The organism is Escherichia sp. WS1265 (genome assembly GCF_046487585.1).
Lineage (GTDB): Bacteria > Pseudomonadota > Gammaproteobacteria > Enterobacterales > Enterobacteriaceae > Escherichia > Escherichia coli.
The window spans coordinates 1-19,591 of the sequence record NZ_JBJQJE010000011.1 but is presented as its reverse complement, the minus strand read 5'-3'; the positions used below and the strand labels follow the sequence as shown (position 1 = coordinate 19,591).

16 protein-coding genes are annotated in these 19,591 nt (G+C 52.5%); 7 read left to right on the top strand and 9 right to left on the bottom strand.

Going from position 1 to position 19,591, the window contains the following annotated elements; translation table 11 throughout:
- The first annotated feature begins 7 nt into the window (after positions 1-7).
- From gatB to ACJHX3_RS12415, 4 genes are all read left to right on the top strand, one after another.
- Positions 8-292, top strand: coding sequence for a PTS galactitol transporter subunit IIB (gene gatB / locus ACJHX3_RS12430; RefSeq protein ID WP_000823282.1), 285 nt, complete (start codon positions 8-10; stop codon positions 290-292).
- A 3-nt stretch (positions 293-295) separates the two neighbouring features.
- Positions 296-1,651, top strand: a complete 1,356-nt coding sequence (locus tag ACJHX3_RS12425; RefSeq protein ID WP_094308678.1) for a PTS galactitol transporter subunit IIC — start codon at positions 296-298, stop codon at positions 1,649-1,651.
- A 47-nt stretch (positions 1,652-1,698) separates the two neighbouring features.
- Positions 1,699-2,739, top strand: a complete 1,041-nt coding sequence (gene gatD, locus ACJHX3_RS12420; RefSeq protein ID WP_094322003.1) for a galactitol-1-phosphate 5-dehydrogenase — start codon at positions 1,699-1,701, stop codon at positions 2,737-2,739.
- A gap of 105 nt (positions 2,740-2,844) precedes the next feature.
- Positions 2,845-3,618 (top strand): DeoR/GlpR family DNA-binding transcription regulator, encoded by a 774-nt coding sequence (locus ACJHX3_RS12415; protein ID WP_001295426.1) that lies wholly within the window; start codon positions 2,845-2,847, stop codon positions 3,616-3,618.
- Positions 3,619-3,699: 81 nt separating this feature from the next.
- On the opposite strand, the gene yegS is transcribed toward ACJHX3_RS12415, so the two are convergent.
- Positions 3,700-4,599, bottom strand: a complete 900-nt coding sequence (yegS, locus tag ACJHX3_RS12410; protein WP_000807371.1) for a lipid kinase YegS — start codon at positions 4,597-4,599, stop codon at positions 3,700-3,702.
- A gap of 414 nt (positions 4,600-5,013) precedes the next feature.
- Between yegS and yegR the strand changes: the two genes are divergently transcribed.
- The gene (gene yegR, locus ACJHX3_RS12405; protein ID WP_001308758.1) at positions 5,014-5,331 is read left to right on the top strand and encodes a protein YegR; all 318 of its coding nucleotides are present in this window, start codon (positions 5,014-5,016) and stop codon (positions 5,329-5,331) included.
- A gap of 341 nt (positions 5,332-5,672) precedes the next feature.
- Here yegR and yegQ read toward each other — a convergent pair whose 3' ends face one another.
- From yegQ to mdtA, 8 genes are all read right to left on the bottom strand, one after another.
- The gene (gene yegQ / locus ACJHX3_RS12400) at positions 5,673-7,034 is read right to left on the bottom strand and encodes a tRNA 5-hydroxyuridine modification protein YegQ (protein WP_001520824.1); all 1,362 of its coding nucleotides are present in this window, start codon (positions 7,032-7,034) and stop codon (positions 5,673-5,675) included.
- Between the two features lie 147 nt (positions 7,035-7,181).
- Positions 7,182-7,514, bottom strand: a complete 333-nt coding sequence (locus ACJHX3_RS12395) for a YegP family protein (RefSeq protein ID WP_000929408.1) — start codon at positions 7,512-7,514, stop codon at positions 7,182-7,184.
- A 179-nt stretch (positions 7,515-7,693) separates the two neighbouring features.
- Entirely contained in the window at positions 7,694-8,416 is a 723-nt protein-coding gene (gene baeR / locus ACJHX3_RS12390; RefSeq protein ID WP_000137880.1) for a two-component system response regulator BaeR, read from the bottom strand.
- Positions 8,413-9,816, bottom strand: a complete 1,404-nt coding sequence (gene baeS / locus ACJHX3_RS12385; protein ID WP_042064043.1) for a two-component system sensor histidine kinase BaeS — start codon at positions 9,814-9,816, stop codon at positions 8,413-8,415. Before baeS ends, baeR begins: the two co-directional genes overlap by 4 nt.
- Positions 9,813-11,228, bottom strand: a complete 1,416-nt coding sequence (locus tag ACJHX3_RS12380) for an MFS transporter (protein WP_094308680.1) — start codon at positions 11,226-11,228, stop codon at positions 9,813-9,815. The genes baeS and ACJHX3_RS12380 overlap by 4 nt, the downstream gene beginning before the upstream one ends.
- On the bottom strand, positions 11,229-14,306 hold the full coding sequence (gene mdtC, locus ACJHX3_RS12375; protein ID WP_042064045.1) for a multidrug efflux RND transporter permease subunit MdtC: 3,078 nt from the start codon (positions 14,304-14,306) through the stop codon (positions 11,229-11,231). It lies immediately after the preceding gene.
- A complete protein-coding gene (gene mdtB / locus ACJHX3_RS12370) occupies positions 14,307-17,429 on the bottom strand; it encodes a multidrug efflux RND transporter permease subunit MdtB (RefSeq protein ID WP_061092864.1) in 3,123 nt (1,040 codons plus the stop codon).
- Entirely contained in the window at positions 17,429-18,676 is a 1,248-nt protein-coding gene (gene mdtA / locus ACJHX3_RS12365; protein WP_000679017.1) for a multidrug efflux RND transporter subunit MdtA, read from the bottom strand. Before mdtA ends, mdtB begins: the two co-directional genes overlap by 1 nt.
- Before the next feature lie 278 nt (positions 18,677-18,954).
- Between mdtA and ACJHX3_RS12360 the strand changes: the two genes are divergently transcribed.
- Both ACJHX3_RS12360 and ACJHX3_RS12355 read left to right on the top strand, forming a co-directional pair.
- Entirely contained in the window at positions 18,955-19,011 is a 57-nt protein-coding gene (locus ACJHX3_RS12360; protein ID WP_001386901.1) for a type I toxin-antitoxin system Ibs family toxin, read from the top strand.
- Between the two features lie 271 nt (positions 19,012-19,282).
- Positions 19,283-19,339, top strand: a complete 57-nt coding sequence (locus ACJHX3_RS12355) for a type I toxin-antitoxin system Ibs family toxin (protein ID WP_012767741.1) — start codon at positions 19,283-19,285, stop codon at positions 19,337-19,339.
- Positions 19,340-19,591: the final 252 nt, after the last annotated feature.

The window sequence follows — 19,591 nt, the reverse complement described above, 5'->3', positions numbered from 1 at the left end:
ACTATTTATGAAACGCAAGATTATTGTCGCTTGCGGAGGCGCGGTTGCGACCTCTACGATGGCGGCGGAAGAAATTAAAGAGTTGTGTCAGAGTCATAATATTCCTGTTGAATTAATCCAGTGTCGGGTTAATGAAATAGAGACCTATATGGATGGTGTGCATTTGATATGTACTACCGCCAAAGTTGACCGTAGTTTTGGCGATATTCCGTTAGTTCACGGCATGCCTTTTGTTTCTGGTGTCGGTATCGAAGCATTACAAAATAAAATTCTGACTATCTTACAGGGGTGACCTATGTTTTCAGAAGTCATGCGTTATATTCTCGACCTCGGCCCTACGGTGATGCTGCCGATTGTCATCATTATTTTTTCTAAAATATTAGGCATGAAGGCAGGCGATTGCTTTAAAGCAGGTCTGCATATCGGGATTGGCTTTGTTGGCATTGGCCTTGTGATTGGCTTAATGCTGGATTCCATTGGTCCGGCGGCGAAAGCGATGGCGGAAAATTTCGACCTGAATCTGCATGTGGTCGATGTCGGCTGGCCGGGCTCTTCACCAATGACCTGGGCGTCGCAAATTGCGCTGGTGGCGATTCCGATTGCGATTCTGGTTAACGTGGCGATGTTACTGACCCGTATGACGCGGGTGGTAAATGTTGATATCTGGAATATCTGGCATATGACCTTCACCGGCGCGTTGCTGCATCTGGCAACCGGTTCATGGATGATAGGGATGGCGGGTGTGGTAATTCACGCGGCGTTTGTTTATAAGCTCGGCGACTGGTTTGCCCGCGATACCCGAAATTTCTTTGAGCTGGAAGGCATTGCTATTCCGCACGGTACGTCGGCGTATCTGGGGCCAATTGCGGTGCTGGTCGATGCTATCATCGAGAAAATCCCAGGCGTTAACCGAATTAAATTTAGTGCCGATGATATTCAGCGCAAGTTTGGCCCATTTGGCGAACCTGTCACCGTGGGTTTTGTGATGGGGCTGATTATCGGCATCCTCGCGGGTTACGATGTCAAAGGTGTATTGCAGCTGGCGGTAAAGACGGCGGCAGTTATGCTGCTGATGCCGCGGGTGATTAAACCCATCATGGATGGTTTAACGCCCATCGCTAAGCAGGCCCGTAGTCGTTTACAGGCGAAGTTCGGCGGTCAGGAGTTCCTGATTGGCCTTGATCCGGCGTTGCTGCTGGGGCATACGGCGGTGGTATCGGCAAGCCTGATTTTTATCCCTCTCACCATTTTAATTGCTGTTTGTGTTCCGGGTAATCAGGTGCTGCCGTTTGGCGATCTTGCAACTATCGGCTTCTTCGTGGCGATGGCGGTCGCGGTGCATCGTGGAAATCTGTTCCGCACCTTAATCTCGGGTGTCATCATTATGAGCATCACCCTGTGGATCGCGACGCAAACTATTGTTTTGCACACCCAACTGGCGGCTAATGCTGGGGCGTTAAAAGCCGGGGGTATGGTGGCTTCAATGGATCAGGGCGGTTCTCCCATTACCTGGTTACTGATTCAGGTTTTCTCCCCGCAAAATATTCCCGGTTTCATTATTATCGGTGCCATTTATCTTACCGGTATTTTCATGACCTGGCGTAGAGCGCGCGGCTTTATTAAACAAGAGAAAGCCGTTCTCGCAGAATAATTTTTACCTGAGGGGGAGGTTATCCCCCTTAATAATCAGGAGTTTTTATGAAATCAGTGGTGAATGATACTGATGGTATCGTGCGCGTTGCAGAAAGCGTCATTCCTGAAATTAAACATCAGGATGAGGTGCGGGTAAAAATTGCCAGCTCGGGATTATGTGGTTCCGATTTACCCAGGATATTTAAAAATGGTGCACATTATTATCCAATAACGTTAGGCCATGAATTTAGCGGCTATATTGATGCGGTGGGATCCGGTGTTGATGATTTACACCCTGGCGATGCGGTTGCCTGTGTGCCGTTATTACCCTGTTTTACTTGTCTAGAGTGTCTAAAAGGGTTTTATTCCCAGTGCGAAAAATATGATTTTATTGGCTCGCGGCGTGATGGTGGATTTGCTGAATATATTGTCGTTAAGCGAAAAAATGTCTTTGCTCTACCCACGGATATGTCTATTGAGGATGGGGCTTTTATTGAGCCGATTACCGTTGGCCTGCATGCTTTTCATTTAGCGCAAGGTTGTGAGAATAAAAACGTTATTATTATTGGTGCCGGAACCATTGGCCTGCTGGCAATTCAGTGCGCTGTCGCGCTGGGAGCAAAGAGTGTGACGGCTATCGACATTAGCTCAGAAAAACTGGCACTGGCAAAATCTTTCGGTGCGATGCAAACATTTAACAGCCTTGAAATGAGCGCGCCGCAAATGCAGGGCGTTTTACGCGAGCTGCGCTTTAATCAGCTTATCCTCGAGACGGCTGGTGTCCCGCAAACCGTCGAACTGGCGGTAGAGATTGCCGGGCCTCATGCCCAGCTGGCGCTGGTGGGCACGTTGCATCAGGATCTGCATTTAACATCGACAACGTTTGGCAAAATATTACGTAAAGAGCTGACGGTTATCGGCAGCTGGATGAACTACTCCAGCCCTTGGCCGGGGCAGGAGTGGGAAACGGCGAGCCGGTTGCTGACAGAACGTAAGTTAAGCCTGGAGCCATTAATCGCTCACCGTGGAAGCTTTGAAAGCTTCACCCAGGCGGTGCGTGACATCGCTCGTAATGCTATGCCGGGCAAAGTGTTGCTCATTCCCTGAAACCGCGGGCCAGCGTGATGCTGGCCCGGTATTGTGCAAAACAGATCATTCACCAATGGTCCCCCTTCGTTTACACTAGCCACAATTGAATATGGGTAAATGACGATGAATTCATTCGAGCGAAGGAATAAGATCATCCAATTAGTGAATGAACAGGGAACCGTGCTTGTTCAGGATCTGGCGGGAGTATTTGCTGCCTCGGAAGCGACAATCCGTGCCGATTTGCGCTTTCTCGAACAAAAAGGCGTGGTTACGCGCTTTCATGGCGGTGCGGCGAAAATAATGTCCGGTAATAGTGAAACCGAGACCCAGGAAGTCGGGTTTAAAGAGCGATTTCAGCTCGCCAGCGCGCCAAAAAACAGAATAGCGCAGGCGGCAGTCAAAATGATCCACGAAGGGATGACCGTTATTCTCGACAGCGGAAGTACGACAATGCTTATCGCCGAAGGATTAATGACCGCCAAAAATATCACGGTGATTACCAACAGTCTCCCGGCAGCATTTGCCCTTTCCGAAAATAAAGACATTACTCTGGTCGTCTGTGGTGGGACCGTCCGCCATAAAACACGCTCGATGCATGGTTCCATTGCCGAGCGTTCATTGCAGGATATTAATGCCGATTTAATGTTTGTCGGTGCTGATGGTATTGATGCGGTTAATGGTATTACGACCTTTAATGAAGGTTATTCGATTAGCGGGGCGATGGTTACAGCCGCAAATAAAGTGATTGCCGTTCTCGATTCATCGAAATTTAATCGTCGCGGTTTTAATCAGGTACTGCCAATCGAAAAAATTGACATTATTATTACCGATGATGCCGTGTCAGAGGTGGATAAACTGGCATTGCAGAAGACACGGGTGAAATTAATTACGGTGTAGTATTGCTCTGTATGCCGGATAAAGTTTTTACACCGCATCCGGCATTACGGATTCTCCCTGGTTCAAGAGAGAATAGTGTGATTAACGCAACAATGGGCAATCTGGTGGTAATCGACAACGCAACGCCGCCGGAAGTATTTCAATATGAAAGTTTTGTCCGCTCAACGGTTCGCCATCAAGATTAAAAGTGATTTCGTGTGGGGCTTGTATATCAAACCACGACGAAGCGCCTTCGATAATATTCGGGTTATCTTCGTCAGATTTTAATGTTGATACGAGAGCCGGAAGAATTTCATCGCCGGTAAAAATGCGCAGTTGCAGCAAGCCATCGTTAATTAACGCGTTCGGGCACAATTGCTGACCGCCACCGGCCTGACGCCCGTTACCAATACCAATGACCAGGGCGTCACCTTGCCAGTGAAAGTTTTCACCGCGGATCTCACAACGGTCCGGTTGCAGAGTATCCATGCGCATTAAGCCATGAATGATGTAAGAGACGCCACCCAGCGCGGCTTTTAATTTTTCCGGCGTTTCTGTGGTAATACGCGTCCCAAATCCGCCTGTCGCCATATTAATAAAACAGGTTTGTTTGTTGACCTGCGCCATATCTATCGCAATGGCGTCACCGGCAATTGCCAGTTTCAGCGCCTTATCCAGTGCCTCAGGAATCCTTACACTGGTGGCAAAATCATTGGCGGTTCCTAATGGCAAAATTCCTAGCGCGGGTATGTCATCCCCCTCACACTGAATCAACGCCGTAGAAACTTCATTAATGGTGCCATCGCCACCACCGGCAATCACCGTTGCGACGCCCAACTTCCGGGCCTCCTCTACATATCGTGCGGCATCGCCTTTCTCCCAGGTGACCCGCACATGGATCGTCATTCCTTCCTCACGCAACAGCATAATTGCTTCGCGCAATGGTAAATTGTCAGTACTTTTGCCATTAAGAATCAGTAAGCTGGCGGGAAATTCTGCCATGATCGTATGTGCCTTTATGATTGGTCTGTAGATAGTGTAGAGCAGAAAAGAAAAGGTGGAGTCAGAACAGGATGAAAGTCGGAGGATAAAAAATCAGTTCAAGTATGGAGGATTCAGTGGTTACCACCAGGAGCTTGCAATGGGGACAGTGAATGTTAACGGTAGCCACCGGTAAATTTCAAAAAAGAGCATATACCTAATATTCAACTAAACAGTGGCATCTTCAATATACTATTAAAAATATATTAACCCCCCCATGGGGTTACCCGGAAGGGCCTCCGTGTATGTAATTCCTACTTATGTAGGAAATGTTGTACAGAACATTTATTATAATCCTATTCAATTATAATAATCATGCCATTATTATATTTAAACACCAGAGCGTGTCGTTGGTATTTAATGGGGGAAGGTGAGATGAAAAAGATAGCTGCTATATCATTAATTAGTATTTTTCTTATGTCTGGTTGTGCTGTGCATAATGATGAAACAAGTATCGGTAAATTTGGTCTTGCATATAAAAGTAATATTCAGCGTAAACTCGATAACCAATACTACACCGAAGCCGAAGCTTCTTTAGCCAGGGGCAGAATTTCTGGTGCAGAAAATATAGTAAAAAATGATGCAGCTCATTTCTGTGTTACTCAGGGCAAAAAAATGCAGATAGTTGACCTGAAGACAGAAGGTGCAGGATTACATGGCGTCGCTCGTCTGACATTCAAATGTGGAGAGTGAGAATATTTTTTGGTAAGCGTCAAACATGCGCGTTCTGATTGTGCGTAGCCGGAACCTGTACGAGCACGATGCCGTTAAGTGAAAGGCATCGTGCTATGAAGGGGGATTCTATCGATGTGGTCAATGGAAGACGGTCACCTGGGATCAATCCGTCTCTATGGTTTATGCACAAAAAATAAGCCCGTGTAAGGGAGATTACACAGGCTAAGGAGGTGGTTCCTGGTACAGCTAGCATTTTATGGGTTATGTTTTTCAGCGAAACAGATGATAACCTTAATAAATGCAGCTGTATGTGATCGGTTTCTAAGAATTTTCCATCCGGGAAAAATAATCGAAATTAATCACTTACCGTGGGGGTTACGCGTGGTTTCCCCGGAGAAATTACGCATCAGCAGCGCGTAATTTAGCTCAAGATCCTGCGGCACCGGGATCCACACAGTATAACCATCGCCCGGTGCGACCGGCATTGCTTCGCCTTTGGCGTTTTCCATGTGCTCAAGGGTAAAGTTAATGTTCCCTTGCGGCGTCATCAGCTCAAGGCTGTCGCCAACGGAGAATTTATTTTTCACCGCTACCGCCGCGAGGTCGCCCTTGCGCTCACTGGTAAACTCACCAACAAACTGCTGGCGGTCAGAAACTGAATAACCGTATTCGTAGTTCTGATAATCGTCGTGAGTATGACGACGCAGGAAACCTTCGGTATAGCCACGATGCGCCAGACCTTCCAGGGTTTCCAGCAGGCTGGTATCGAATGGTTTTCCCGCAGCTGCGTCATCGATAGCTTTACGGTAAACCTGCGCGGTGCGTGCGCAATAGTAGAAAGATTTGGTACGGCCTTCGATTTTCAGCGAATGCACGCCCATTTTGGTCAGGCGTTCAACATGGGCGATGGCGCGCAGATCTTTCGAGTTCATGATGTAAGTGCCGTGCTCATCTTCAAACGCGGTCATATACTCGCCCGGACGCTGGGCTTCTTCGATCATAAACACTTTGTCGGTTGGTGCGCCGATCCCCAGCGTCGGTTCAACGTTTTGCACCGGAATCGGTTCGTACTTGTGTACGATGTTGCCGACGTCATCTTCTTTCCCTTCCTGGACGTTATACTCCCAGCGGCAGGCGTTGGTGCAGGTGCCCTGGTTCGGGTCGCGCTTGTTGATATAGCCAGAGAGCAGGCAGCGACCGGAGTAGGCCATGCACAGCGCGCCGTGAACGAAGATTTCGATCTCCATATCTGGCACCTGATTGCGGATCTCTTCAATCTCTTCCAGTGACAGTTCGCGAGAGAGGATCACGCGGGTCAGACCCATTTGCTGCCAGAATTTCACCGTCGCCCAGTTCACGGCGTTAGCCTGTACTGAGAGATGGATCGGCATTTCAGGGAAGTGCTCGCGCACCAGCATAATCAGCCCTGGATCAGACATAATCAGCGCATCCGGCCCCATTTCCACCACCGGTTTCAGGTCACGGATAAAGGTTTTCAGCTTGGCGTTGTGCGGTGCAATGTTGACCACGACATAAAACTTTTTCCCCAGCGCGTGGGCTTCATTGATGCCGAGCTGAAGATTTTCGTGGTTGAATTCGTTGTTGCGCACACGCAGGGAGTAACGCGGCTGGCCCGCATAAACAGCATCTGCGCCATAAGCGAAAGCGTAACGCATATTTTTCAGCGTTCCCGCCGGGGAAAGGAGTTCCGGTTTAAACATAATTCTCTCGTTCTGATGACAGGTCAGATCCGCTTCACCTGATGAAGCGGTTAGGGGAGTGCCCCCACTTTAAGGGCGGGCATTGTAGCGCTGTAGGGGGGAGCTGGTAAAGCGCCAGACGCCAACAACACGCGCCCGGCATCGTAATTACGTATTGTCTTTCACCGTCTGGCTTGTGCCATTGGCTTTAACGGAGGCAATTCCGGTTTCACGAGATTGCGCGGTGGCGTACATCTGGCTGGAGCCGATAATTTGATGATTGGCGGCTTTCAGATTGAAATAGAATTTGCCGTTGCTTGCCGTTTTTTTCTCATAGCGTTCTTCTTGCGGGCTGTTGCTACGCACCGACGCGATACCCTTTTCCGCAGAGGCTTTTGAGGTATATAGCTCGCTGGTGAGGATAGTCTCACCATTGCCCGCTTTTAGCACAAACCGGAACTGATTATCACTGCTCTTACTGAGTTCAAACCAACCAGCCATAATGACTCCTTGATTGAAGTTGCGTATCGAAAACAGCATCTAAAAGGACTGTTTACCGATTAAAGTATGAGCGATTTTCAGGCGGTTGCCAGGGCGAAGAGATAATGTCAGATAGCCGACAATGCATGGGATAATGTTGCCGGATGCGGCGTGAATGCCTTCTCCGGCAGGTAAAAATGTTAAACGATGCGGCAGGCGTCGGCTTCCCAGCGGTAACCGACGCCGTAAACGGCACGGATAAAGGACTGTTCGGCGTCGAGAGATTCCAGCTTGCGACGCAGGTTTTTAATGTGGCTGTCGATAGTGCGGTCGGTTACTACGCGGTAGTCGTCATAAAGATGATTGAGCAATTGTTCGCGGGAGAACACTTTTCCTGGTTCATGAGAGAGCGTTTTCAGCAGACGAAATTCCGCAGGCGTCAGGTCAAGCATTTTACTGCGCCATGAAGCCTGAAAACGACCTTCGTCGATAATCAACGGGCTTTCAGCATCCTGTTGCTGCAACTCACGCTGCGGTTTGCAACGGCGCAAAATGGTTTTGACGCGCGCTACCACTTCCCGTGGGCTGTACGGCTTACAGATATAATCATCTGCGCCAATCTCCAGTCCGAGCAGGCGGTCGATCTCTTCTATTTTTGCCGTCACCATCACGATAGGAATGTCAGAAAAACGACGAATTTCCCGGCACAGCGTCAAGCCATCGGTGCCAGGGAGCATCAGATCCAACAGGATCAGATCCGGTGGTGTCTGGCGCACATACGGCAGTACCTGATCGCCGTGGCTGATAAGCGTCGGCGCATAGCTCGCAGCACGCAGATAATCAATGAGCAACTGTCCCAGCTTCGGTTCATCTTCCACGATCAAAATACGCGGTGTGTTTTCGTCGATTGGTAACTCGGTCATACTTCTCTCTGTAAATCCCGTTCCAGCGGTAACTCTACTGTAATGCTTACCCCGCCAAAAGGCGAATGGGCAGCAATAATGCGGCCATTATGTGCTTCAACAATGTTCAGGCAAATCGCCAGCCCCAGCCCGGAACCGCCGCTGGCTCGGTTGCGGGAACCTTCGGTGCGATAAAAACGTTCAAACAATTTTTGTAGCTGATCGTCACTGACGCCCGGCGCGCTGTCGGCAAAGGTCAGTCGCACCGTTTTGTCGTGCTGCTCGGCAGAGATTTTCAGGCTACCGCCGCTGTCAGTGTAGCGCAGGCTGTTTTCCAGTAAGTTATTGAATAACTGCATTAAACGGTCGCGATCGCCAAATACGGTAATACTGTCTGGCAGGGAAAATTGCAGTTTCAGGCCACGGCTGGCGAATCGTTCGTGAAATGCGCCGCCCGCCACTTCCAGCAGTGGGATCAAATCTACCGGTGCTTTTTGATAGGCGAGAGCGCCTTCATCAGACATCGACAACTGATGGAGATCGTCAACCAGTTTGGTCAGTGTACCGACCTCTGCCTGTAAAGACGCCACCGTCTCCGGCGTGAATTTACGCACGCCATCCTGAATGGCTTCCAGTTCACCGCGCAGCACCGCTAATGGCGTACGCAGTTCGTGAGAAATATCGGCCATAAAATCGCGCCGCATTTGCTGGTTTTTCTCCAGCGTGCTGGCAAGCTGGTTGAAGTCTTGCGCCAGTTTGCCCAGTTCATCTTCACTGGTGGGTGTCACGCGGGTAGTGAAATCGCCCGCCGCCAGTTTGTGCGTGCCGTCCACCAGCCGTTTGACCGGGGCCAACAGACCACGCGCCAGCAGAAAGGTGGCGAGTGCCGCGAGTAACGTAGCCAGGGCGACAATCAGCCAGCTGGTTTGCCGCTGTTGTTTATCGAAATTGATATCAGTATTGCGGGTCAGTCGCTCAACAGGGGAGGCAATCACCGCACCCACTTCCGCACCGTTGACCAGAATGGGTCGTCGTGTACCGTCAGGTGGAATCGGCGCTCGCGGACCAACCAGCACTTTGTTGTTTTGATCGACCACCCAGAACTGGGTACGCCAGCCGTGCGGCGGCATACCCGGGCCGGGTTTATCTTCCGAATTATCGTGTTCAAATGAACGCAGGATCTGAAAGACAAAGCGATCATTGTTGCGCAGGAAGCGCCAGTTGCCATGCTGCGCATACTGCTCGCCAAGCGCATCACTTAACAGTTGTAATCGCTGTTCATTACCATGCTTGATGTAATCAATAAAGCCACGCTCAAAACTGATACGCACCGCCCAGTGCATACTGATCAGCAAGACAATACAGGTGGCGAAAATCGCCAGAAACAGTTTGCCGGTAATACCGGGTCGCCAGAACTTCATTGCGCGCTCCTTTTTCGCCGCGAAATAGCTACATTTTGATGCGTATCGTTCGGCACTCTGGCAAAGATGAACGCCGGAAGGGCGATGATAAACGCCATGCTAAGCCAGGTGTACATAAAGACGGTTTGTGTGGTGCCGCTGTCGACGCTGACATGCTGTGAACCAAAAAGTCCCAGCAACAGCCCGGCGATAGTGACGCCGATACTCATCGACAATTGCATAATCATCGACAGCAGGCTGTTGCCGCTGCTCGCCAGATTGTCCGGGAGATCTTTCAGCGTCAGGGTGTTCATGGAGGAGAAACGGGTCGAGTTGACCATCCCTTGTAAAAACAGGACGAACGGCAAAACGTAGTACCAGCCCAACAGAGCGGTAGTCATAAACAATAGGGTGACCAGCGACAGACCCAGCGTGGTCGCTACCAGTACCCGACGATAACCAAAGCGATTCACTACCTGTACCACAATTCGCTTCATCCCCATGCTGCCGAGCACCATCGGGATCATCATCAGTCCGGCATGAAACGGTGAGAAGCCAAGGCCAATTTGCAGGAAAACCGGCGTCATAAAGGGCAACATGCCGCTACCGATACGTCCGGCAAAACTCCCCGCCAGGCCCAGCGAAAAGGTACGAGTACGGAACAGTTTCAGACTGAAAAGAGCGCGGTTGTTATTTCTGGCGTGCAGCAGATAAAGCACCAGTGCCACCACACCAACTGTGACCAGGCCAGCAATCGCCAGCGGCGATAAACCTGTACCTTTACTGCCGTCCAGCGCCAGGGTTAATACCGCCATGCCAACCGCCAGCAATAAAAAGCCGGAAAGATCAAAGCGCCGCGTCTGCATGGTGTAGTTCGGCATCAACATTAGTGTTGCGATCGCACCGATAATCCCCACCGGAATGTTGATCAAAAAGATCCAGTGCCACGATGCGTACTCCACCAGCAGACCGCCGAGCGCCGGACCCAGCAGCGGACCGACCTGACCGGGCAGTGTGACAAAGGTCATCGCCGCCATATATTGCTCGCGCGGTACGATTTTCATCACCGTCAACCTGCCGACCGGCACCATCATCGCACCGCCAACGCCCTGTAACGCGCGTGCCAGCAACAGTTCGTTTAGCGTGCCGGAAAGCGCACAAAACAGTGAACCGAGAGTAAACAGTACGATGGCGGTAAAGAAAATATTGCGCACGCCGACTTTGTCCGCCAGCCAGCCGCTGGCGGGCAGCATCACCGCCACAGTCAGCACATAAGAGACAATGACCATGTGCATATGCAACGGACTTTCCCCGAGGCTTTGCGCCATTGAGGGAAGGGCGGTGTTAACGATGGTGGTGTCCAGCGACTGCATAAAGAAGCCGAAAGCCACAATCCACAATTGCCAGCGGGTGCTGTCGGGAAGATCTGTCATTTACTCGGTTACCGTTTGTTTAGGTTTACGCGAAAAACGCAGCCGCAGACGGTCGAAAAAGAGATACACCACCGGCGTGGTATACAGCGTCAGAAGCTGGCTCATTACCAGACCGCCGACAATGGTGATCCCCAGGGGTTGCCGCAGCTCCGAGCCGTCACCGCCCGACAATACCAGCGGCAGCGCACCAAACAGCGCCGCCAGGGTAGTCATCATAATCGGGCGAAAACGCAGCAGACAGGCCTGGAAAATAGCTTCCTGCGGCGTCAGGTTACCGTGCCGTTGGGCTTCAAGCGCAAAATCGACCATCATAATGGCGTTTTTCTTCACGATGCCGATTAATAGCATGATCCCTATCAGGGCGATTAGGCTGAACGGGGCATTGAACAGCTCCAGCGCCAGCAGCGCTCCAACGCCCGCCGAGGGCAGGGTGGAGAGAATCGTCAGCGGATGTACGTAACTCTCGTAAAGGATACCCAGCACGATATACACCGTGGCGATGGCGGCGATAATCAGGATCACCTGCGAGTTCATCGTCTCCTGGAACACCTGCGCTGTTCCGGCAAAACTGCCGCGCACCGTCGAAGGCACGCCAAGTTGCGTCATTGCGCGATCGATCGCCGCACTGGCGTCCGAGAGCGATTTTCCGGTCGGCAGGTTGAACGAGATGGTCGAGGCTGCCGATAATCCTTGATGATTCACCGACAGCGGAGCATTCGCCGGTTGCCATTTAGCGAAATACGACAGCGGGATCGCTTTTCCTCCGTTATTGATAACGAACATTTTTTCCAGCGCACTGATGTCCTGGGTATAGCGCGGATCCACTTCCATCACCACTTTATACTGGTTCATCGGCTGGTAAATGGTCGAGATTTGTCGCTGACCGAAGGCGTTATTTAACAGGCTGTTGGCGGCCTGCACGTCGATTCCCAGCCGTGCCATAGTGTCGCGGTCGTAAACCAGATTCATCTCCGCGCCGTTATCCTGCTGGTCGGAGTTCACGTCCGCCAGTTCCGGCAATGTCGCCAGTTTTTTGCGGATTTTCGGCTCCCATTCGCGCAGTGCCGCCAGGTCGTCGGACAGCAACGTGTACTGATAGCTGGCGTTCGACTGGCGTCCGCCAACGCGAATATCCTGTACCGCCATCAGGAACAGATTCGCCCCCGGTTCTTTCGCCAGCTTCACCCGCAGACGGTCGATAATTTGCTGCGCCGTTTCGCTGCGTTCGCCGCGTGGCTTGAGGGTGATAAACATCATCCCGCTGTTCACCCGCGAACCGCCGGTAAATCCGGTGACATTATCCACTGCCGGATCGTCACGGATAATTTTCATGAAATCCTGCAACTTACCGCGCATCGCCTGAAACGAAATACTCTGATCCGCCTGTATCCCGCCCATCAACACGCCGGTGTCCTGCTCCGGGAAGAAGGTTTTCGGGATCGAGATATATAGCCAGATATTCAGCGCAATGGTGCCAAGCAGCACCACGCCCACCAGACGGGTATGATTGAGCACCCATTTCAGTGACTTGCCGTAGCTTTGTTGCAGGGCTACCAACATGCGACCAAAACCACGCAGACGCTTTTGCTCGCGCGGCTTGCTGGCTTTCAGCATCCAGCCACACATCATTGGCGTTAGCGTCAGGGAAACCAGCAACGAAATCCCAATGGCGACAGAAAGCGTCACGGCAAATTCGCGTAACAGGCGGCCCGGCAATCCGCCCATCAACAGTAGCGGCAGGAACACCGCCACCAGTGACAGACTCATCGATAGCACCGTAAATCCGACTTCACGGGTACCTTGCAGCGCGGCCTGTAGCGGTTTCATCCCCGCTTCCAGATGACGTGCAATGTTTTCCAGCACCACGATGGCGTCATCCACCACGAAACCAGTAGCGATGGTGAGCGCCATTAACGAAAGATTATTGAGACTGAAACCGCACAGGTACATCGCCGCAAACGTACCAATCAGCGAAACCGGCACTGCAACGGCGGGAATAATAGTGGCGCGACCCGAGCGCAGGAATAAAAAGACCACCAGAATCACCAGCGCCACCGAGATAATCAGCGTTTGCTCGACTTCCTCCAGCGAGGCGCGAATGGTGGGGGAGCGATCCTGGGCAATTTGCAGATCAATCGCCGCCGGAATGGTCTCCTGCAACTCCGGTAATTTTGCCCGGATGCTGTCAACCGTCTGGATAATATTGGCTTCCGGCAGCTTGCGGATCATCAGCAAAATAGCCGGCTTGGCGTTGGTCATCCCGGCGTTGCGCACATCCTGCACTGAGTCGGTCACCGTCGCTACATCGCCCAGACGAACCGCGCCGCCGTTGTTGTAATGAATAATCAGCGGCTGATATTCAGCAGCGGTTTTCAGTTCATCGTTAGTCTGGATCTGCCAGCGGTGAGTGCTATCTTCCAGCGCCCCCTGCGGTTTACGCACGTTGGCATTGCTGATGGCGCTGCGCACATCGTCCAGCGACACGCCCTGATTAAACAGCGCCTGCGGATTCAGCCCGACGCGTACGGCGGGCAGCGAGCTGCCGCCAACATCGACATCACCGACACCGTCGATTTGCGAAATCGTCGGAGCCAACTGCGTCGAGGCGAAATCGTACAGTTCACCCTGCGAATAAGTATCGGATGTCAGCGTGAGGATCATAATTGGCGCATCCGACGGGTTCGCTTTGCGGTAGGTCGGACGGCTGGGCATCCCGCTGGGTAGCAGACTTTGCGCGGCGTTGATCGCCGCCTGCACATCGCGCGCTGCGCCGTTAATATCCCGATCAAAATCAAACTGCAAAATAATGCGCGTGCTGCCGAGCGAACTACTGGAGGTCATTTCACTAACCCCGGCAATGCGCCCAAGTGAGCGCTCCAGCGGTGTGGCAACGGAAGACGCCATTGTCTCCGGCGATGCACCGGGCAGCGAGGCGCTGACCATAATCACCGGAAAATCGACCTGCGGCAGTGGGGCGACCGGCAGCATACGGAAGCCCAGTATGCCGCACAGGGTAATGGCGACCGACAGTAAAATCGTCGCCACCGGGCGGTAAATGAAGAGGGCAAAAAACTTCACTTACGCCTCCTCTTCATGACGAGCAAAGCGGCTTTTGGTCCACAATGCCAGGCGGTCGAACAGCAAATAAATCACCGGCGTGGTAAACAGCGTCAGCACCTGGCTGACTATCAGACCGCCGACCATGCCGATACCTAACGGACGACGTAGTTCCGCGCCGACCCCGGTACTCAACATCAGCGGCAGCGCGCCAAGCAGAGCCGCCAGAGTGGTCATCAGGATCGGACGAAAACGCAACAGACAAGCCTGGTAAATAGCTTCGCGCGGCGACATGCCTTGCTCGCGCTCAGCAGCCAGCGCGAAGTCGATCATCATGATGGCGTTTTTCTTCACAATACCGATCAGCAAAATAATGCCGATGATGGCGATCACATCCAGCTCACTTCCGGCAATCATTAGCGCCAGCAGTGCGCCAACACCTGCCGTTGGCAACGTCGAGAGAATGGTGATCGGGTGAATAAAACTTTCATACAGAATACCGAGCACGATATACATCGCCACCACCGCCGCGACAATCAGCCAGACAGTGCTGCCCAATGCCGACTGGAAGGCGAGGGTGCTACCCTGGAACTGCGTGGTGATATCCACCGGCAGATTCAGCGTTTTTTCGGTGTCCATAATCGCCTGCACCGCATCGCCCAGCGAATAGTTATCCGGCACGTTAAAGGAGATAGTCGTTACCGGGAACTGATTCAGATGGTTGATGGAGAGCGGCGCAAAACGCTGCTCAATTTTGGCAATTGAGCTTAGCGGCACCACGCCACCGTCGCTGCTGGTCAGGCGGATAGTATCCAGCGCCGCGAGGCCTGGGGTATTTTCAGTGTTGTGTTCCAGCACCACGCGATACTGGTTAGCCTGAGTATAAATAGTGGAAATCAGTCGCTGACCAAACGCGTTGTACAGGGCGTTATCGACGTCCGCCATGCTGATCCCCAGACGGCTGGCGCTGTCGCGATCAACATTGACATACGCCACCAGCCCTTTGTCCTGCCAGTCACTGGAGACATCAGAAAGCTGTGGCAACTGCTGGAGTTTTTCCACGAGTTGCGGCACCCAGGTGCTGAGCGCATCCAGCGATGTGGCCTGCAAGGTAAACTGGTACTGGGTGCGGCTGACCTGAGTATCGATAGTCAGATCCTGCGTTGGTTGCAGGAAGAGATCGACGCCCGGCACTTTATCGACCGCCGTTTGCAGACGGGCGATGACTTTTTGCACCCGGTCATCACGTTCATCCAACGGTTTGAGGTTGATTTGTAAACGCGCACTGTTCAGCGACGGGTTAGTGCCATCAACGCCAACAAACGAGGTCATACTTTGCACTGCCGGATCCTGCAAAATCACATCCGCGACCTGGCGTTGCCGCTGGGCCATATTGGTAAAGGAGCTGGATTGCGGTGCCTGCAAAGTGCCCTGAATAATGCCGTTGTCCTGTACCGGGAAGAAACCTTTCGGAATGAACACCCACAACAGCACGCTAAGCAGCAGCGTGCTGAGCGCCACGCTTAAGGTCAGCCACGGATGATTCAGCACTTTCGCCAGTCCACGACCATAGGCGGCGATTATCCTGTCGAACATTTTCTCCGAGGCTCGGGAGAAGCGATTCTGTTTACGCAGCGACTCCTGGCTGAGCATCCGCGCGCACATCATCGGCGTCAGAGTCAGCGACACCACGGCGGAGATCAAAATTGCTACCGCCAGGGTAATGGCAAACTCGCGGAACAGTCGCCCGACGATATCGCCCATAAACAGTAGCGGGATCAGCACTGCAATCAGCGAGAAGGTCAGCGAGATAATGGTAAAACCGATTTCACCCGCGCCCTTGAGCGCCGCCGCCAGCGGTTTTTCGCCTTTTTCGATATAGCGCGAAATGTTCTCGATCACCACGATGGCGTCATCGACCACGAATCCGGTGGCGATAGTTAATGCCATCAGCGTCAGGTTATTGATCGAAAAATCGAGAAACACCATGACTGCGAAGGTGCCGATTAACGACAGCGGCACTGCGACGCCAGGAATAATGGTCGCCGGAATATTGCGCAAAAACAGGTAGATAATCATGACTACCAGCGCGATAGCCATCATTAATTCAAACTGAGTATCATCGACGGATGCGCGAATATTGGTGGTACGGTCAGAAAGTACTGTCACCTTCACCGATTTCGGCAAACTCTCGGTGAGTTGTGGCAGCATCTGCCGGATGCTGTCGGCGGTGGAGATAATGTTAGCACCGGGCTGGCGCTGAACATTCATCACAATGGCCTGTTCTTTGTTCGCCCACGCGCCGAGCCAGCTGTTTTCTGCTCCTTGCTCTACGGTTGCGACATCGCCCAGACGAATCGGCGCGCCGTTCTGGTAGGCGATGATTAGCTGGCGATACTCTTCGGCGGATTGCATCTGGTCGTTCGCGGAAAGCGTGACCGCGCGGGAAGGGCCGTCGAGGCTACCTTTCGCTGAGTTAACGTTCGCGCCGGTAATGGCGGTGCGCACGGTTTCGCTGGTCAGGCCGAGGGCGGCAATCGCCTGAGCGTTAAGTTTGACACGAACAGCCGGACGCTGACCGCCGGAAAGCGTCACCAGGCCGACGCCGGAAATCTGCGAGATTTTCTGCGCGACGCGGGTTTCCACCATATCTTCCACCTGGGTCATCGGCATGGCGGTTGAGGTGACGGCGAGCGTCATGATCGGCGGATCTGCCGGATTCACTTTGCTGTAAACCGGCGGGTTAGGCAGATCGCTCGGCAACAAGTTGGTCGCAGCGTTAATCGCGGCCTGCACTTCCTGCTCGGCGACATCGAGCGGTAATGTTAGCTGGAACTGTAAAGTGATAACTGACGCACCGCCGGAACTTTGCGACGACATCTGTTTCAGGCCAGACATCTGCCCGAACTGGCGTTCGAGCGGCGCGGTAACGGCAGAGGTCATGACATCCGGGCTCGCACCTGGATAAAGCGTGACCACCTGAATGGTCGGATAGTCCACTTCCGGCAGCGCCGAAACGGGCAGGGCTCGATAACCGATAATCCCGGCGAGTAAGATCGCCACCATCAGCAGCGTGGTGGCGACAGGACGCATAATAAACAGGCGCGACGGGCCGCCTGTGCTGCTCGGGGGTAACACCTGCATCAGGAGCGTGCTCCTTTTTTCGCGTATTCGCGGCTGGTGGCTTTCTCTTCCGAAGTGGTGGCGCTCTGGGCTTCCACCACTTCCACTTTCGCCCCTTCGGTCAGGCGATCAATGCCATCCGTCACCACGCGATCGCCCGCAGAAATACCTGCGCGGATCACCACTTTCTGACTGTCCTGAATGCCCGGCGTCACCAGATGTTTGCTGACCTTGTTTTCGCTATTCAGCACCCAGACAAAATGGCCTTCATTGCCCATTTGCAGGGCGGCGGTGGGGATCACCACGGCGTTTTGTTCGGTGTCGACTAACATACGCGCGTTAACAAACTGATTGGGAAACAGCGCATCATCCTGATTATTAAAGCGTGCTTTCACTTTAATCGTACCGGTAGTGGCATCGATTTGGTTATCGAGACTTAACAGCGTGCCTTCACTTAATTTCTTCGAGTTGGTGCGATCCCAGGCTTCAACAACCAGCGGTTTTCCGGTTTTTTGCGCCTGTACTACGGTAGCGATATCGCTTTCCGGCAGGGTAAAGAGCAAATCGATAGGATGCGTCTGGGTGATCACCACAATCCCGGTGGTATCACCACTGGAGATTTGGTTACCAACATCAACCTGCTTGAGACCAACGCGACCATCAACTGGTGCGGTGATACGGCTCCAGTCGAGTTGCAATTGCGCGCTGGCGACGCTTGCTTCATCAGCCTTAATGGTACCTTCGGTTTCACTGACCAGCGCTTGTTGGGCATCCAGTTCCTGACGAGATACGAGATTGGTTTTTACCAGTTGTTGATAACGCGCCAGGTCACGGCGGGCGTTGGCAAGCGTGGCTTTATCTTTTGCCAGTTGGCCCTGGGCTTGTGCTAATGCAACTTTGAACTGGCTGGGGTCAATTTCTGCCAGTAAATCGCCAGCTTTGACCTGCTGGCCTTCCTGGAAATGCAACGCCATCAGTTGACCGTCCACGCGGCTGCGCACCGTAACAGTATTAGCGGCGGTAATGGTGCCAAGCCCGGTGAGATAACGTGGCACAGCTTGTTCTACGGCGGTCGCTGCCTGAACCGGGGCTAATGGACCGGCACGCATACCACGGCGACCACCCGCTGGCGATTGCTGCGCTTGTTTCGTCGCCCCTGAGGCTGCACTCCGGGAGTCATTGCGGCCTTGCCAGAACCAGAATGCGGCGATGGCGGCGATAACCACCACGATTACGATTACCCAACGGGATTTATAACTGCCTTTCATCGTTAAGAGTTTCTCTTCCTGAAACGTTTCGCGGAATGATACTAGTGTAGCCAGCCAATAAGGGAGAAAAATGGAGGAATTATGAAACACTGTCGGGAATCGTCTGAATGGCAGGCACTTTTGCGAGCACGCATCCAGTAATAACACAGGAAACTATTTTATCTACGCGTTAGCGATAGACTGCATTCAGGGCGAAAGGAGGTAAGCCGATGATTTCAGCGGGACGCTGAAACGGGAAAGCCCCTCCCGAGGAAGGGGCCTTAAATAAGGAAAGGGTCATGATGAAGCTACTCATCATCGTGGTGCTCTTAGTGATTAGCTACCCAGCATACTAAGACTACCAGGGCGGGGGAAACCCCGCTCTACCCTCACTCCTGAAAGTATGCCTTCACGGTCCGATTGTCAATCCGCAGGCTTTGCAGTCTGCGATCCTGCCAGCAAATATTCTTTGCGAGACGTCACGCAATAATCACATGTGAAACTATTTTATCCGCAAGTCAGCGATAGACTGCATTCAGGGCGAAAGGAGGTAAGCCGATGATTTCAGCGGGACGCTGAAACGGGAAAGCCCCTCCCGAGGAAGGGGCCTTAAATAAGGAAAGGGTCATGATGAAGTGGATCATCATCGTGGTGCTCTTAGTCATAAGCTTCCCGGCTTACTAAGACTACCAGGGCGGGGGAAACCCCGCTCTACCCTCACTCCTGAAAGTATGCCTTCACAATCAGATTGTCAATCCGCAGGCTTTGTAGTCTGCGATCCTGCCAGCAAATATTCTTTGCGAGTCGTTACGCAATAATCACAGGGGAAACTATTTTGTTCACGCGTTAGCGATAGACTGTATTCAGGGCAAAAGGAGGTAGGCCGACGATTTCAGCGGGACGCTGAAACGGGAAAGCCCCTCCCGAGGAAGGGGC

Bases quoted from the DNA above. Each gene is read 5' to 3' on its own strand.
- gatB (WP_000823282.1), top strand. From the start codon at position 8: ATGAAACGCAAGATTATTGTCGCTTGCGGAGGCGCGGTTGCGACCTCT.
- ACJHX3_RS12425 (WP_094308678.1), top strand. From the start codon at position 296: ATGTTTTCAGAAGTCATGCGTTATATTCTCGACCTCGGCCCTACGGTG.
- gatD (WP_094322003.1), top strand. From the start codon at position 1,699: ATGAAATCAGTGGTGAATGATACTGATGGTATCGTGCGCGTTGCAGAA.
- ACJHX3_RS12415 (WP_001295426.1), top strand. From the start codon at position 2,845: ATGAATTCATTCGAGCGAAGGAATAAGATCATCCAATTAGTGAATGAA.
- yegS (WP_000807371.1), bottom strand. From the start codon at position 4,599: ATGGCAGAATTTCCCGCCAGCTTACTGATTCTTAATGGCAAAAGTACT.
- yegR (WP_001308758.1), top strand. From the start codon at position 5,014: ATGAAAAAGATAGCTGCTATATCATTAATTAGTATTTTTCTTATGTCT.
- yegQ (WP_001520824.1), bottom strand. From the start codon at position 7,034: ATGTTTAAACCGGAACTCCTTTCCCCGGCGGGAACGCTGAAAAATATG.
- ACJHX3_RS12395 (WP_000929408.1), bottom strand. From the start codon at position 7,514: ATGGCTGGTTGGTTTGAACTCAGTAAGAGCAGTGATAATCAGTTCCGG.
- baeR (WP_000137880.1), bottom strand. From the start codon at position 8,416: ATGACCGAGTTACCAATCGACGAAAACACACCGCGTATTTTGATCGTG.
- baeS (WP_042064043.1), bottom strand. From the start codon at position 9,816: ATGAAGTTCTGGCGACCCGGTATTACCGGCAAACTGTTTCTGGCGATT.
- ACJHX3_RS12380 (WP_094308680.1), bottom strand. From the start codon at position 11,228: ATGACAGATCTTCCCGACAGCACCCGCTGGCAATTGTGGATTGTGGCT.
- mdtB (WP_061092864.1), bottom strand. From the start codon at position 17,429: ATGCAGGTGTTACCCCCGAGCAGCACAGGCGGCCCGTCGCGCCTGTTT.
- mdtA (WP_000679017.1), bottom strand. From the start codon at position 18,676: ATGAAAGGCAGTTATAAATCCCGTTGGGTAATCGTAATCGTGGTGGTT.